This is a genomic window from Flavobacterium sp. AC105 (genome assembly GCF_979258495.1).
Window position 1 is genome coordinate 3,616,986 of record NZ_OZ409860.1, and the last position, 15,091, is coordinate 3,632,076.

Sequence of the window (15,091 nt, forward strand, 5' to 3'; positions counted from 1 at the left end):
GTTTCAGGTTAACCGTAAATGCGTGAAGTTTTGTCATTTTATGACGAGATTGTCGGTTATAATGGCGATAATTTGAGTTGGAATTTGGATTTTTTTTATTGGAATTTTTCAATAAAACCAATCTTCTTTTGCACCAAAGTTAAGCAAACCTGAAACCTGAAACTTCAAACTTGAAACAATTGAAAAAAGAATAGAATTGATTTTGCAAAAATAAGGAATAACCGTATTTTTGCATCACAAAAATAAAAAATCAGTAATGGGAAGAGCGTTCGAATTTAGAAAAGGAAGAAAAATGAAACGTTGGTCAGCAATGGCTAAAACATTTACCCGAATTGGTAAAGATATCGTTATGGCGGTTAAAGAAGGCGGCCCTAACCCAGATGCCAATTCTAGATTAAGAGCTGTAATACAAAACGCGAAAGCGGCTAACATGCCTAAGGACAATGTGGAGCGCGCGATAAAAAATGCAAGTAATAAGGATACTGCCAATTATAAAGAAATTTTGTTTGAAGGTTATGCGCCTCACGGAATTGCGATTTTGATTGAAACTGCATCTGATAATAATAACAGAACCGTTGCGAATATTCGCAGCTACTTTAACAAATGTAATGGTACAATGGGAACTCAAGGTTCTGTTGAGTTTATGTTTGATCATACTTGTAATTTTAGAATTGCAAAAGGTAATCTTGATCCTGAAGAACTGGAATTAGAACTTATTGATTTTGGTGCCGAAGAGGTTTTTGAAGATGAAGACGGAATCTTAATCTATGCTCCTTTTGGAAGCTTTGGTGCTTTGCAAAAAGAATTAGAAAACAGAGGTCTTGAAATTTTATCTTCTGGTTTTGAACGTATTCCGCAAATCACTAAAGAGCTTACTGAAGCTCAAATTGCTGACGTTGAAAAACTAATCGAAAAAATCGAAGAAGATGATGACGTTATGAACGTTTATCATACCATGCAAGAAGCATAATATTTTTTTTATATAAAACGAAAGCTCTGAATTTTTCAGGGCTTTTTTATTTGCTTAAATCGTGAAAAAAGACAACAAAGGCTTAATTCTTTAACTATTGAAGAATTTGAAAAAGTAAAAAACGATCAAAAAAAATCAACTTTTAGAGGTAATCTTTTACAACAAGAATTAGATTCTATTTATTTAGAAAACAAAAAGAAATAAAGAGAAATAAACAAAAATCGAATTATGAATAAAATTCACCTTGTAAAAAAAATACAATTAGGCGAAAATAGTTTTGCTGCTCAAAATCTTTATTCGAAATTAAGTTTTAGTTTTTATTGTGAAAAAGGCGGCATTAAACATCAGGTAATTTTATCATTTGAGACTTCTTTTTTTCTGAATGACATAATCGAAAACGGGCAAATAACTATTGATACTTTAGTAAAACATCAGGTTAATAAACTTGAAAATCTGAAAAATCTGGAAGAACGTTATTTATACCGATATCAATTATTAGAACCTAAAGACTGTAATAATACTTATCTAATAATTTTTGGCATTGATGAATATCGGGAATATTGGAGTTTTAATATTTATGGTGTATTCAAAATTGAGTAACTTACAAATTGAAAGAAGATAAATGCGATTAATAGAAGACTTTTATTGTACTGAATATGAAATACAGGGCAATGGAAATGAGAAATTGCTTTCAGCGGGAATTTGCAAAATTAAAAGTGAATTGGTCAGACCGGAAATTTCTCTTCTGCTAAATGGAAATAAAATTAGGTTTAACTATCATTTTAATGAAATATTAAAAGAAAATCCATTTACTCAGGAAGAATTATTTTTTTTCGGAAAAGTATATAATGTTAAGCTAATAACTAATAAAGTATTTCCATCGAGATTGACTACGGATAACTCTTTTATAAATAAATTATATGATTTACCCGCCAATATTGTTTTGTTTGAAGATACAGAATCAAATAAAAATTATTTATTAATAGAGTTTCGCCGTTGGCAATATGATTATCAGCCAAGGGGTGCCGGAGAAGATAGTTTAGGAGAAGATATAAGCTACATTCATGGGATATGGGAAGATCCGTTGTTGACAGATGAAATAATGGCAAAAATTAAGATGACAGATAAATAAAAATGAGAAGATGAGAAAGTTAACATTAAGCGATAGGTTTTTATCACATCAATACATGAGAATTGAAAATGAAGTTGGCATCAAAATACCTCATACTATTAAAGATTTTATTTCCGAATATGCTGATTTGTCTGTAAAGGAAAATAAGTTTAGAAATAATGATGGAAAGTTATTTATAATTTCACAATTTATAAATTATAGAATGATGTATGATTTTACCAAAGAATTCAAGGAAGAAAACTTAGGAAAAAAACTGCCGTTTGCTATAGATAATGGAGGTTGGGTATTTTGTATATTATTTGATGAAGAATCTATGGATAAAATCTTTTTATATCAAATGGAAATGGAGTGGAAAACAAAAAATGATGCTTTTGAATTAGTTGCCAATAGCTTTGAAGAATTTATAAATGGCTTACAAGAGGAAACTGTCAACGATCTCTAGAAATTATCAATTTATAAAACCCCGACCGCAGAAGTGTCTATTGATACAAATTTATAATTTATCAAAAGCCTTCTGACTAATTCAAAAGGCTATTATTTATAACAATATTTCAACTTCTAAAATTGATTATTTCAAATCTCCTTACTCCCTTTTTTATCCACATAATTTACGCCTATTCCTCCCAACATATAAACTTTATTCAATTCTTCTTTTGTCTCAATAATAATATCTTGCAAAAGAATATTTCCTTTTACGGAATTACTATCAAAAGGTATTGTTTTGGATAAATAATAATCGCGGCTTTGAATATTAATCTCCAAGGTTTTAGCGTTTTTTAAAACAATTACCGGAATAGAAAATTCACCTGTTTTTGGATCTACTTTTACTGAATTTGGCAAATTATTAATGTTAATCATTAAGTTCGAATAGGTTTTAGAATCTAAAGGTTTATTGGTTTTACTATCTAATAATTTTCCCTGAACTAGTATCGAAATTTCTTCTTTAAAATTTTGATTATAAGCAATTTTACCCACTATATGATTATTGAGTTTCGGACTATTTATTTCCGTTTCCACCGGCACTTTTTCTTGTGCAACCACACTCGATGTTAGTAAAACCGAAGCTGCAATTGCAGCATATTTAAGGTTATTGATTTTAGAGATTTCATTGTATTCGAATTCTTCTTGTAATTGCGTTGTTTTTAGTCGGGCACAAATATTTTTGTCATTAGATTCTACAATAAATCTGGCGATTTCAGCATTTGATTTTTTACTTAAATCGATTACGTTTTTAGCACAAGAATCACAAAATGAACCTTTTGAATTTGGAATCATTTTATCAAAATTTTCAGAACAGGGAGTTGCTATTTCTAAGGTGAATTTCTTTTTCATACTATATATTTTTAAGTTAAAATCATTCAAAAAATGATTACTAATTATATAGAGTACATTTTGAATAAAAAGGTTGGGAAGTAATTTCTTTTTTTTTTTTAAAATCTAAAATTGAGATGTTTTTTATATAATATTTGAAAGAAATTTACTTCAATTAAAATAAACTATTATATTTGCGCGTCTCAAGTTTAATTTTAAATAAATATATTATGCAAACATCTAAATACACAAAATTCGCCGTAATTATTCTGGTCATTTTATTTGTTGTGATTAGCGTTATAAGTTAAGAACATACCTATCAGAAATAAACAAAGCGCTGTAGATTCAGCGCTTTTGTTGTTTTTAACGATTTTAAACTAGTGTGAAAAATAAGTAAATTTCATAGTAACAATTATATTTGTGCTAACTTGAATAAGCAAAAAAATAATTTATGAAAACATCTAAACACATCAAATTTGCCGTTGTTACTATGGTAATTCTGTTTGTTGCTATTAGCACAATAAGCTGTAGTACACATACATACACTTCAGGCAATTCAAATAAAATCCCTCCGGGTCAGGCTAAAAAAATGTCCGGCAGCAAAAGCGCCAAAGCTTATGCACCAGGACAACAAAAAAAGCATTAGAAAACAAAAAAGCCTTTTGAAAAATCATTTTCATAAGGCTTTTTTTCACTGTTCCAAAAATTTAATGCTTACTAAACAAGGTAAAAAACTAACTAATTATTTTATATTAACCAGATCTTAATTTTTATTTTGAAGTTATTTTTTTTGATGGGTTATTCGTTATTTTCAATAAATAAGTTCCTTCCGGAAGATTATTTATACTCATTAAATTATTTCCTATTATTTTTTGTCCTTGCGAATAAACCTCAACATTCTTAGAAATTTCATTTATATCAGCTGTCGCAATAATAGTATTTGATGGTGCAGATTTTGTTGCTGCTTTTACTTTAGCAGTTTTTGTAGTTTTGGCAACCGCAACAGTTTCTGGTGCTGCAATAATTGCGGGTTTAGAACTGTCGTAAAGTTCTATGATTTGTTCGTCTGTCAGGGCAACATCATATATCTTTAAATCGTCTATATCTGCATTGATGCCAATAGTAGTATTGATTTCTCCTAATCTAAAAATATTTCCTTTGGTAGAACGTGTAATTCCGTTTACAGATTTCAATAATTTCCCGTCAAGGTATATTTTAGAAACTTTTCCATTATATGTTATCGCGTAATTGTACCAAACCTCTTTTGCAATTGGCGTTGATACAATAACATCGTTCGTGGCACCCCAGCCTGCTAAATTAAGATCTGAATGAGAAGAATTTGTGCCTTGCTGCAATAAACCACAATATTGTGCATTATATGCTGTTCCGTAACCCCAAATGTAATTTGCTGCAGAAATGTCGTTTAATTTAACCCAAATACTTACTGTCCTCGCACTATTTCCCTGAGGAAGATTGGTTATAATCGCTTCCATACCTTTCTTAACCAGTCTTTGTGCACTATTTATAACTCCATTTCTGTCAGGAACAAAATTTTCTGTGCCCATAAACGAAGTTGTATTTTTAGTATTAACCAAACTTTCATTAAAATTAAATTCCTGAATAGGACTCTGAGCATTAGCATTTAAATAACTTACAAACATTAATGTGAGTAGAAATTTTTTCATAATAATAGATTTAGGACATTAAAACATGGTGTCATTTTAACATTGCTAAACTATATTTTTAAGCATTTGGTCGAAAATTTTTTCGATAACTAACCTAAATAATCGTTTAAATAACCAAAATTGATGATTTTAAACGCTCAATTGTATTTATTTATACTTTTAATAATATTATTAAAAGTATAAATTTACTTCAATGAAACACATACATTCTTACGTATAAATACGGTATTTGTAATTAAAATACAAAAATCAACATTCGCCCATAAACCAAAATATTCAGAAATTAAATCATATAAAATCTATAGATTTACAAACAATTCGAAAAAAAAACTCCATTCGCAAAAACGAATGAAGTTTCATATTTTTAAAAGCAACAATGTTAACGGTTATTCATAAAAGGCAATTTTTAATTTTGACCGTTTGTTATTTTCAATAAATAAGTTCCTTCTGGTAAGTCGGTAATATTTGAAGCATTGGTTCCAATTATTTTTTTTCCCTGAGAGAAAATTTCCACCTTTTTTGCAACTGCTATATTTGCAGTTGGTACTGGGGTTGTATTTCTTATATCAGTTTTTACTTCTGTATTGCCTTTTTTTACTACTGCTTTTTCTGCAACCACAGGAGCTAAAGGTTTAGAACTGGTATAAGATTCCATAACCTGCTCATCTGTCATTGCAACATTATATATTTTAAGGTCGTCTATATCAGCATTAATCCCAACATTGGCATTCATTTGTCCCAATCTTAAAATATATCCTTTTGTTAAGCGGGTAATTCCGCCCAATGATTTTAATAATTCACCATTACGATATATTTTAGAAGTTGTTCCATCATAAGTTACACTATATTGATACCAAATGGCTTTTGCAAGCGGAACTGATACTACTACATCATTTGCAGCACCAAAACCTGTCAGACTTAAATCAGAATTGGCTCCTGCTGCACCTTGCTGCGTCAAACCAAAATATTGTGCATTTGCCGGACTTCCATATCCAAAAATATAATTTGCTGAAGCAATGGTATTAAATTTTACCCAAATCGATATTGATCTTGGTTTATTATCTTGCGGAAGATCGCCTACAACAGTCTGCAAAGCCTTATTGGTAAGTCGTAAAGCGCCATTGGCAACTCCCATTCTGTCAGGTACAAAAATAGAGGTTCCTAAAAAGGAAATTGTTTTATCGATATTACTCATGTTTCCATTAAAATTGAATTCCTGAACAGGATTTTGAGCATTCGCATTAAAAAAACTTACAAACATTAATGTCAGTAACAATTTATTCATATTGACAGATTTTAGGGTATTTAAAACGGTATTCATGTAATAATAGCAGGTAAGTTAAATAATCAAAACTGATGGTTTTAAATTCTTAATTAAATTTATTTATTCATCCATTAATTTTGTTAAAACTATAAATTTAATTCAACTTTACAAAACAGTATTTAAGTATTAATACGGTATTCTCATAAAATTCACACTCTGTAGCACTAAAAAACATTTATAATAGGTATTTGTAAATGCATTTTTACAAAAAAAAACTCCATTTGCTAAAAACAAATGGAGTTGTATATTTTTAAAAAGCAGTTACTACTTTACAAATTCAATTTTTTGAACTTCTTCTTCATTGACACTGTCAAAGAATCCTTGTTCGTTCATCCAGTCATCACTAAATACTTTACTCATATAACGAGAACCGTGATCCGGGAAAATAGCTATTATATTGCTTTCTTTTGTAAATTCTCCTTCTTCTGCATATTGTTTAATTGCCTGCATTACAGCTCCTGAAGTGTAACCTACAAACAAACCTTCTTTTCTGGTGATTTCTCTTGCGGAGTGGGCACTTTCTTCATCGGTTACTTTCATGAATTTATCGATAATATCAAAATCTGTAGCTGACGGAATTAAGTTTTTACCTAATCCTTCAATACGATATGGATAAATTTCTTTGTTATCGAATTCTCTTGTTTCGTGATATTTCTTTAAAACTGATCCAAAAGCATCAACACCTAAGATTCTAATATTTGGATTTTGTTCTTTTAAGAATTTTGCCGTTCCTGAAATCGTTCCTCCAGTTCCGCTACATGCAATAAGATGCGTAATTTGTCCTTTTGTCTGTTCCCAAATTTCAGGACCTGTAGAGTTGTAGTGGGCATCAATATTTAGCTGGTTAAAATATTGATTGATATATACTGAGCCTTTTGTTTCTTCGTGCAAACGTTTGGCTACGTTATAGTATGATCTTTCATCATCTGCTGAAACGTGCGCCGGACAAACATATACTTTTGCGCCTAAACTCCTCAGCATGTCAATTTTATCTTTCGATGATTTTGAACTTACAGCCAAAATGCAATTGTAGCCTTTGATAATGCTTACCATTGCCAGACTAAAACCTGTATTACCTGATGTAGTTTCTATAATGGTATCACCTGGAGATAAGATTCCTTTTTTCTCGGCTTCTTCAATAATATATAACGCTATTCTATCTTTTGAGGAATGTCCTGGATTAAAAGCTTCTACCTTTGCATAGAAATTTCCTTCTAACTCTTCGGTAATTTTATTTAGCTTAATAAGTGGGGTATTACCTATTAACTCTAAAACATTATTATAAGCGTTTATTTCTTCTTTCATAAAAAAATAGTTAATCAAAGGTATTTTTAAATAACCCTGATAGGTTGCAAATTTAACAAAAAATTTCTAATTAGCTTTTAATTTTCTCTAAATCTAATAAAAAACTAAATTCCTTTGCTAAGTCTTTCAAAGCCTCAAAACGTCCTGAAGCTCCACCATGTCCGGCATCCATATTGATATCTAAAAACAATAAATTATTATTTGTTTTTACATCTCTCAATTTGGCTACCCATTTAGCTGGCTCCCAATATTGTACCTGCGAATCATGCAATCCTGTAGATACATACATGTTAGGATAATTTTGCGCTTTTACATTATCGTACGGTGAATACGATAACATATAATCGTAATATTTTTTATTATTTGGGTTTCCCCATTCGTCATATTCTCCTGTTGTAAGCGGGATGCTGTCATCCAGCATTGTTGTAATAACATCTACAAAAGGTACCTGTGCGATGACTCCGTTATATAATTCAGGCGCTTCATTTACGATAACACCCATCAAAAGTCCTCCGGCAGATCCTCCTTCTGCATATAAATGTTCAGGAGATGTATATTTTTCGTTAATTACAAATTTAGAGCAATCGATGAAATCTGTAAAGGTATTTTTCTTTTTTAACAGTTTTCCATCTTCATACCATTGCCTTCCTAAATCCTCTCCTCCTCTAATATGTGCAATGGCGTAAACAAAACCGCGGTCTAACAGCGAAAGTCTTGTCGATGAAAAATAAGTATCCATAGTAATTCCATATGAACCATAGGCATAAAGCAGTAACGGATTCTTGCCATTTTTCTGTAAGCCTTTTCTGTAAATCATAGAAATTGGCACTTTTATTCCATCAGTTGCAGTTGCCCAAACGCGTTCTTCAACGTAATTATTTTTATCAAATTTTCCGCCTAAAACCTGTTGTTCTTTTAAGATTTCTTTGGTCTTGGTTGTCATATTAAAATCAATTACAGACGATGGCGTTGCAAGCGATTGATAACTGTAACGCAAAACATCTGTGTCAAAATCAATATTTGTTGTGGTGTAAGCATTGTAGGTTTCGCTGCCAAAAGGCAAATAATAATCCGGCTCGCCATTCCACGGCATAATTCTGATATGATTCAATCCGTTTGATCTTTCTTCAACCACTAAATAGTTTCTGAAGATTTCGATATCTTCCAACAAAACATCTTCGCGATGCGGAATAACATCAACCCAATTTTTCTTTCCTGTTTTATTTTCAGGCGTTTTCATCAGTTTAAAGTTCGTCGCCTTGTCTTTGTTCGTTAAAATATAAAACGAGTCTTCGTAATGCGAAATACTGTATTCTAAACCACGAACACGAGGCTGAAACACCACAAATTCTCCGTCCGGATTATCAGAGTTTAGAATTCTGTATTCAGTCGTTAATGTGCTTCCTGAACCTATTACAATATATTTTCTTGATTTTTCTTTGCTTATCGAAACATTAAAAGTATCATCTATTTCATTAAAAACCAAAATATCAGCTGCAGAATCGGTATTTAATTTATGTCTGAAAACTTTATCAGCTCTTAACGTAACTTCATCTTGTTTGGTATAAAAAACAGTTTTATTGTCATTTGCCCAAACCGATCCTCCTGTGGCATTTTCGATTTTATCTGATAAAATTTCTCCGGTTTCTAAATTTTTAAACTGAATGGTGTAAATTCTTCTTCCAACAATATCAACTCCAAAACTTGCAAATTTGTTATCCGGACTGATGCTCAAACCTCCTAATTTAAAATAAGCATGTCCTTTTGCCAATTCATTACAATTGAACAAAATTTCTTCTTCTGCCGAAAGGCTTGCTTTTTTTCTGGAAAATATCGGGTAATCCTGTCCGGTTTCAAAACGGGTGATATAATAATATCCATTATAAAAATAAGGAACAGATGAATCATCTTCCTTAATTCTGCCTTTCATTTCTTCATATAAAGATTCCTGCAGTTTTTTTGTATGCTCAGTCATACTCTCATAATACGAGTTTTCCTGATTTAAATAATCGATAACTTCAGGGTTTTCGCGGTCGTTAAGCCAGAAATAGTTATCAATCCGGGCTTCTTTATGTTTTTTAAGTGTTTTTGGAATTACTTTGGCTTTTGGAGCCATTATATCGTTTTGCATTGATTAAGCATTAGTTTTTAAATACGAAGGAGCAAAAATACTACAAACCCAACAGAACCAAATTATTTTTTTCATAAAATATTCTATTGATTTAATACAGCAATATACTAATTTTGTCTGAAATAATTTAAAAATCAACAAAATGGATTTAATGGGAATGATGGGCAAACTTAAAGAAACCCAACAAAAAATTGAAGATACAAAAAAGCGTTTGGATACCGTTTTAATCGACGAACAAAGTGCTGATGGATTATTAAAAGTAACATTAACGGCTAATAGAAAAGTAACATCAATTTCTATTGACGATTCTTTATTAGAAGACAAAGAACAACTTGAAGATTACTTAATTGTAACCCTGAATAAAGCGATTGAAAAAGCAACAAACGTAAACGAAAGAGAACTTGACGCCGTTGCAAAAATGGATATGCCAATGATTCCGGGAATGGATGATCTTTTTAAGTAAAAGTTTAATTTGTTTCAAGTTTCAGGTTTCAAGTTATACATCGCGTAAACTTGAAACCTGAAACAAAATAAACTGAAACAAATTTTAGAATTTCGTAAGCGTTTCAATTACATACGTATGCATTACTTCCTTATAATCTAAATGCATTACGATTCTTAGCTTATTGTGTCCTAATGAACTGATTAAAATGTTTTTTAGTTTTAATTTTTCTATTAAAAGCTGGTCGCTGTAACCTTCTGCCAATGAGAAAATCAAAATATTGGTTTCTACAGGTTCTATGGCAGAAACCCAGGGTTTTGTGCTTAAAATTGCGGCAATTTCTTTTGCTCTTCGGTGATCTTCGGCTAATCTTTCGATGTTGTGTGCCAAAGCATATAATCCGGCTGCAGCCAAATAACCAACCTGACGCATTCCGCCGCCTAATATCTTTCTGATTCTCAACGCCCTGTGAATATCTGCTTTACTTCCTAACAAAACAGAACCTATTGGAGCGCCTAATCCTTTTGATAAACAAACCGAAATAGTATCGAAAATAGCTCCAAATTCTTTCGGGTTTTGTCTTTTGGCAACCAATGCATTCCAAATTCTGGCTCCATCAAGGTGGAATTTCAAATTATTGGCATCACAAACCTTTTTTATCTCTTTTAAATCTTCTAATTCATAACAAGCGCCGCCGCCTTTATTGGTCGTGTTTTCGACACAAACCAAACTCGTTAACGGACTATGATAAAACTCAGGATCGTTAATTGCTGCTGCAACCTGAGACGCCGTTATCATACCGCGGTTTCCGTCTAATAAACAGCATGAAACGCCGCTGTTAAACGAAACTCCTCCTCCTTCATAATGATAAACGTGTGCGTATTTATCGGCAATTAATTGTTCTCCGGGTTGTGTATGTAATTTTATAGCAGCTTGGTTGGCCATGGTTCCTGATGGAAAAAAAAGTCCTGCCTCCATACCAAAAAATTCTGCTACTCTGGTCTCTAGTTCGATAACTGTAGGATCTTGTTTGTATACATCGTCGCCAACTTGGGCGTTAAACATATACTGCAACATTTCGTATGTAGGTTTGGTAATGGTATCGCTAATTAAATTTATTTCCATATAAAACTTATATCTTTTTGGATAGCAAAATTACGTATTACAGTTTGTTATTAATCGCAAGTTTTAATAAATTTTAACTTGCAGACTACTTCTGAACCAAATTAACGCAATATTTCTAAAAAACATATAAAACTACTATTAATAAATCTAATTTCGACCAACGATTTTAAAAACTATTGGGTTTACCGAAAAAAATCGTATTCCTATAATTATTGAATCGTATTGACTTCGTATATTCTTTTTTTCTTCTGTTAAAATTATTTCTGTTATCTAAAAACTATATCTTATTTTTGTAGCAGAAAATTACGCTTATGAACTTTATGAGCCTAATATTTAAAAACATAAAAACTACTATTAATTTATGACAACTACCGAACAAATAAAAGGTATTGTGGAGCGCCTTGGTGCGTTGAGGAGGTATCTTTGACGTTGATGCCAAACTAATTGAAATTGCCAACGAAGAAGAAAAAACCTTCGCACCCGACTTCTGGAATAATGCAAAAGAAGCCGAAGTGATTGTAAAAAACCTTCGAAACAAGAAAAAATGGATCGAAGATTACAACAAAGCCATCGAACTTACTGATGAATTGCAATTAGCGTATGATTTTTATAAAGAAGGAGAACTTTCTGCAGAAGAATTAGACGAACATTACAATACTACTCAGGCTCATATCGAAAACATCGAATTCAAAAACATGCTTTCTGATGAAGGCGACAGTTTAAGCGCTGTTATTCAGATTACTGCCGGAGCCGGCGGAACTGAAAGCTGCGACTGGGCCGGAATGCTGATGCGTATGTACATGATGTGGGGCGAAAGTTATGGCTACAAAATAAAAGAACTAAACTTTCAGGAAGGTGAGGTTGCCGGAATTAAAACGGTCACTTTAGAGTTTGAAGGAGATTATTCGTTTGGATATTTAAAAGGAGAAAACGGCGTACACAGATTAGTCCGAATTTCGCCTTTTGACAGTAATGCCAAACGTCATACTTCGTTTGTATCTGTTTATGTTTATCCGCTTGTTGATGATAGTATCGAAATTGACATTAATCCTGCCGATATCGAAATTACAACTTCTCGTTCCAGCGGAGCCGGAGGACAAAACGTAAATAAGGTTGAAACCAAAGTGCAATTGGTACACAAACCAACCGGAATTCAGATTCAATGTTCTGAAACGCGATCTCAACAAGACAACAGACAACGCGCCATGCAAATGTTACGTTCTCAATTGTATGAAATCGAGTTAAAAAAGCAACAAGCGCAACGTGCTGATATCGAAGCCGGAAAAATGAAAATCGAATGGGGTTCGCAAATACGTAATTATGTAATGCAGCCGTATAAATTAGTAAAAGATGTTCGTACAGGCTATGAAACCAGTGATGTTGATGGCGTTATGAACGGAAATATCGATCCTTTCCTAAAAGCATTTTTAATGATGATGGGACAAAAAGAAGAGGAATAATTTTTAGTATTAAGTCTCAGTTTACAGTCTCAGTTAAACTGTATAAACTGTAAACTGAGACTGAGACTGAATACCGTAAACTGAGACTGCAAACTGTAAACTAAAAAAATAAAGTTATGATCAAATGGGCAGATATTATTCGTTATACCAATAAAGGAAATCCAATTCCTGAAAAAAGAGTTGAAAAAACAGCCGAAGAATGGAAACAAATCTTAACGCCTGAAGAATTTCAGGTAACGCGTTTAAAAGGAACTGAAAGATCTTTTAGCTCTGAACTTTGCAGTCTTTTTGATCCCGGAATTTATGAGTGCAAATGTTGCGGAACTTTACTTTTTGATGCTTCCGAAAAATTTGAATCCGGAACGGGATGGCCTTCTTTTACACAGCCTTTAAAAGAAAATGCAATTGCTTATCATGCAGATAAATCATACGGAATGATTCGTGTTGAGGTAGTTTGCAATACTTGTGATGCACATTTAGGACACGTTTTTCCTGACGGACCTGAACCAAGCGGTTTGCGTTATTGCATTAATGCGATTTCATTATCTAAAATAAAGGAATAGCATTTCAGACACAAGAGATTACGTTTTAAAACAATTTAATAGTAAGCGATTTATTTTTGAGAAAAAATGAATCGCTTTTTTTGTCTGTTATTTTTAAAATACAACATTTGTATTTATCCTGCGTTAATATATTTTATAAGATATAACGCACTAAAATAAATTTGCATTCAAAATAAATTTTCAAATATTTAAAAACAGCTTATTGATTGTCAATCATTTGCTAATATTTTTCTGTTTTCGATAATTCCAAATCCGAATTTCATCTTTTTATATTGAATCCTTAAAAAATCAAAAATATTATGCACGCCTAATAAAATCAATAGTTTTAAAACGAAAGGTGCTGCCAGACTTTTTATTTCAAATCAGAAAATATGTTATATAAGAAGAAAATATTACTTTTTTGAATAAAGTTACCTGAAAATCAAAAGCTTATAAAACACAAAAAATGCCATTAATCAAATTTTTAAACTTTAGACAGAAATTCAAAAAGTAGCAATATTTTAATAGGTTTTATGTTAATTTTGTAATATTTAAATTGTTATTTTAAACACTACATAAAAAAGTTCAAAATAAGATTAGGTAATTTAAATCTAATTGATTTTATTTGGCAAAAAAATAACCCTAAGTTAATTAAATTTACTCAATGAAATCCTATTCAATTCAAGAAATCAATGAAGTTATAAATGGCGTAATTTACGGCACTACTTCACAAAGTATAACTGCGACAGAGCAATTAGAAAAAGCCACAACTTCAGAAATTTCATTTATAGGAAATAAAAAATATGAAAAATTTTGGTCGGCTTCAAATGCAGCAGTTGCAATAGTTAACGAAGATATCTCGATAGAACCAGGTGAAAATCGTGCTTTTATTAAAGTAAAAAACGCTGATTTGGCAATGTCTCAAATTTTAGCTCTTTTTGCCCCTCCTACTCCTATATTTCACAATCATATTCACAGAACGGCAGTTATTGATGAAACAGCCATTATTGGCGAAGGCGCAAGAATTGGTGCCGGCTGTTATATTGGTCCTAAAGTTGAAATTGGCGCGAATGCAACTATTTATCCAAATGTGACTATTCTGGACGAATGTACGATTGGTAAAAACACAATCATTTGGTCAGGAACAGTTGTTCGTGAGCGTTGTCATATTGGAAGTGATTGTATTATTCACCCAAATGCAACAATTGGAGCTGATGGTTTTGGATTCCGTCCATGCAGTGAAAAAGGTTTGGTGAAAATTCCACAAATTGGGAATGTAATTATCGGAAACGGTGTTGAAATTGGCGCAAATACTTGTGTAGACCGCGGAAAATTCAGTTCAACAGTTCTTGGCGATGGCTGCAAAATTGACAATTTAGTTCAAATTGGACATAATAGTAAATTGGGTAAATTTTGTATTATGGCCGGAAATAGTGGTTTAGCCGGATCTGTAACTTTAGGAAACGGAGTTATCATTGGCGGAAGCGCTTCTATTAAAGATCATACAACTATTGGCGACGGAGCTGTTGTAGGAGCTGGTTCTGGTGTAACTGGTGATGTTCCTGCTGGAAAAACAATGTTAGGTTATCCTGCAGTTGAAGCTCGTGATGCCTTAAAACAATGGGCGATTCTAAAAAGAATGGTTTGTGATTCTAAAAAATAAT

At 32.0% G+C, this 15,091-nt stretch carries 15 protein-coding genes; 9 read left to right on the forward strand and 6 right to left on the reverse strand.

Translation table 11 applies throughout. The features are described from left to right. Nucleotides 1-256: 256 nt before the first annotated feature. From ACZ0AH_RS14790 to ACZ0AH_RS14805, 4 genes are all read left to right on the forward strand, one after another. Complete coding sequence (locus ACZ0AH_RS14790; protein ID WP_059118580.1) at nt 257-970, forward strand: YebC/PmpR family DNA-binding transcriptional regulator; 714 nt, start codon at nt 257-259, stop codon at nt 968-970. A gap of 228 nt (nt 971-1,198) precedes the next feature. Next, a complete protein-coding gene (locus ACZ0AH_RS14795) occupies nt 1,199-1,570 on the forward strand; it encodes a hypothetical protein (protein ID WP_463476565.1) in 372 nt (123 codons plus the stop codon). A 22-nt stretch (nt 1,571-1,592) separates the two neighbouring features. Beyond that, on the forward strand, nt 1,593-2,102 hold the full coding sequence (locus ACZ0AH_RS14800) for a hypothetical protein (RefSeq protein WP_463476566.1): 510 nt from the start codon (nt 1,593-1,595) through the stop codon (nt 2,100-2,102). 10 nt (nt 2,103-2,112) lie between these two features. Further along, nucleotides 2,113-2,544, forward strand: a complete 432-nt coding sequence (locus ACZ0AH_RS14805; protein WP_463476567.1) for an SMI1/KNR4 family protein — start codon at nt 2,113-2,115, stop codon at nt 2,542-2,544. A gap of 131 nt (nt 2,545-2,675) precedes the next feature. Here ACZ0AH_RS14805 and ACZ0AH_RS14810 read toward each other — a convergent pair whose 3' ends face one another. Next, on the reverse strand, nt 2,676-3,434 hold the full coding sequence (locus ACZ0AH_RS14810; protein WP_463476568.1) for a hypothetical protein: 759 nt from the start codon (nt 3,432-3,434) through the stop codon (nt 2,676-2,678). Nucleotides 3,435-3,864: 430 nt separating this feature from the next. Here ACZ0AH_RS14810 and ACZ0AH_RS14815 point away from each other — a divergent pair, with 430 nt between their 5' ends. Beyond that, entirely contained in the window at nt 3,865-4,059 is a 195-nt protein-coding gene (locus tag ACZ0AH_RS14815) for a hypothetical protein (protein ID WP_463476569.1), read from the forward strand. Between the two features lie 124 nt (nt 4,060-4,183). Here the strand turns inward: ACZ0AH_RS14815 and ACZ0AH_RS14820 are convergent, their stop codons facing one another. From ACZ0AH_RS14820 to ACZ0AH_RS14835, 4 genes are all read right to left on the reverse strand, one after another. Beyond that, complete coding sequence (locus ACZ0AH_RS14820) at nt 4,184-5,098, reverse strand: LamG domain-containing protein (protein WP_463476570.1); 915 nt, start codon at nt 5,096-5,098, stop codon at nt 4,184-4,186. Nucleotides 5,099-5,504: 406 nt separating this feature from the next. Further along, complete coding sequence (locus ACZ0AH_RS14825; protein WP_463476571.1) at nt 5,505-6,383, reverse strand: LamG domain-containing protein; 879 nt, start codon at nt 6,381-6,383, stop codon at nt 5,505-5,507. Between the two features lie 303 nt (nt 6,384-6,686). Then, nucleotides 6,687-7,727 (reverse strand): PLP-dependent cysteine synthase family protein, encoded by a 1,041-nt coding sequence (locus tag ACZ0AH_RS14830; protein ID WP_463476572.1) that lies wholly within the window; start codon nt 7,725-7,727, stop codon nt 6,687-6,689. Nucleotides 7,728-7,797: 70 nt separating this feature from the next. Continuing rightward, nucleotides 7,798-9,858, reverse strand: coding sequence for a S9 family peptidase (locus ACZ0AH_RS14835; protein ID WP_463476573.1), 2,061 nt, complete (start codon nt 9,856-9,858; stop codon nt 7,798-7,800). A 142-nt stretch (nt 9,859-10,000) separates the two neighbouring features. Here ACZ0AH_RS14835 and ACZ0AH_RS14840 point away from each other — a divergent pair, with 142 nt between their 5' ends. After that, a complete protein-coding gene (locus ACZ0AH_RS14840) occupies nt 10,001-10,321 on the forward strand; it encodes a YbaB/EbfC family nucleoid-associated protein (protein WP_463476574.1) in 321 nt (106 codons plus the stop codon). Between the two features lie 84 nt (nt 10,322-10,405). Here ACZ0AH_RS14840 and ACZ0AH_RS14845 read toward each other — a convergent pair whose 3' ends face one another. Further along, nucleotides 10,406-11,425 carry a threonine aldolase family protein gene (locus tag ACZ0AH_RS14845; RefSeq protein ID WP_463476575.1) on the reverse strand — a complete coding sequence of 340 codons (1,020 nt, stop codon included), beginning with the start codon at nt 11,423-11,425 and terminating at the stop codon, nt 10,406-10,408. A gap of 361 nt (nt 11,426-11,786) precedes the next feature. On the opposite strand from ACZ0AH_RS14845, the gene prfB reads away from it, so the two are divergent. From prfB to lpxD, 3 genes are all read left to right on the forward strand, one after another. Further along, nucleotides 11,787-12,885, forward strand: a protein-coding gene (prfB, locus tag ACZ0AH_RS14850) for a peptide chain release factor 2 (RefSeq protein WP_463476576.1) whose coding sequence is annotated in 2 segments (ribosomal slippage) — nt 11,787-11,849 and nt 11,851-12,885 — 1,098 coding nt in all. Because the reading frame shifts where the segments join, the coding sequence is not laid out codon by codon here. 116 nt (nt 12,886-13,001) lie between these two features. Continuing rightward, complete coding sequence (msrB, locus tag ACZ0AH_RS14855; RefSeq protein WP_463476577.1) at nt 13,002-13,448, forward strand: peptide-methionine (R)-S-oxide reductase MsrB; 447 nt, start codon at nt 13,002-13,004, stop codon at nt 13,446-13,448. Nucleotides 13,449-14,091: 643 nt separating this feature from the next. Continuing rightward, nucleotides 14,092-15,090 carry a UDP-3-O-(3-hydroxymyristoyl)glucosamine N-acyltransferase gene (lpxD, locus tag ACZ0AH_RS14860; RefSeq protein WP_463476578.1) on the forward strand — a complete coding sequence of 333 codons (999 nt, stop codon included), beginning with the start codon at nt 14,092-14,094 and terminating at the stop codon, nt 15,088-15,090. The last annotated feature ends 1 nt before the right edge of the window (nt 15,091 follow it).

Excerpts from the sequence above, each read along its gene's own strand:
- ACZ0AH_RS14790 (WP_059118580.1), top strand. The coding sequence starts at position 257 with ATGGGAAGAGCGTTCGAATTTAGAAAAGGAAGAAAAATGAAACGTTGG.
- ACZ0AH_RS14795 (WP_463476565.1), top strand. The coding sequence starts at position 1,199 with ATGAATAAAATTCACCTTGTAAAAAAAATACAATTAGGCGAAAATAGT.
- ACZ0AH_RS14800 (WP_463476566.1), top strand. The coding sequence starts at position 1,593 with ATGCGATTAATAGAAGACTTTTATTGTACTGAATATGAAATACAGGGC.
- ACZ0AH_RS14805 (WP_463476567.1), top strand. The coding sequence starts at position 2,113 with ATGAGAAAGTTAACATTAAGCGATAGGTTTTTATCACATCAATACATG.
- ACZ0AH_RS14810 (WP_463476568.1), bottom strand. The coding sequence starts at position 3,434 with ATGAAAAAGAAATTCACCTTAGAAATAGCAACTCCCTGTTCTGAAAAT.
- ACZ0AH_RS14815 (WP_463476569.1), top strand. The coding sequence starts at position 3,865 with ATGAAAACATCTAAACACATCAAATTTGCCGTTGTTACTATGGTAATT.
- ACZ0AH_RS14820 (WP_463476570.1), bottom strand. The coding sequence starts at position 5,098 with ATGAAAAAATTTCTACTCACATTAATGTTTGTAAGTTATTTAAATGCT.
- ACZ0AH_RS14825 (WP_463476571.1), bottom strand. The coding sequence starts at position 6,383 with ATGAATAAATTGTTACTGACATTAATGTTTGTAAGTTTTTTTAATGCG.
- ACZ0AH_RS14830 (WP_463476572.1), bottom strand. The coding sequence starts at position 7,727 with ATGAAAGAAGAAATAAACGCTTATAATAATGTTTTAGAGTTAATAGGT.
- ACZ0AH_RS14835 (WP_463476573.1), bottom strand. The coding sequence starts at position 9,858 with ATGCAAAACGATATAATGGCTCCAAAAGCCAAAGTAATTCCAAAAACA.
- ACZ0AH_RS14840 (WP_463476574.1), top strand. The coding sequence starts at position 10,001 with ATGGATTTAATGGGAATGATGGGCAAACTTAAAGAAACCCAACAAAAA.
- ACZ0AH_RS14845 (WP_463476575.1), bottom strand. The coding sequence starts at position 11,425 with ATGGAAATAAATTTAATTAGCGATACCATTACCAAACCTACATACGAA.
- msrB (WP_463476577.1), top strand. The coding sequence starts at position 13,002 with ATGATCAAATGGGCAGATATTATTCGTTATACCAATAAAGGAAATCCA.
- lpxD (WP_463476578.1), top strand. The coding sequence starts at position 14,092 with ATGAAATCCTATTCAATTCAAGAAATCAATGAAGTTATAAATGGCGTA.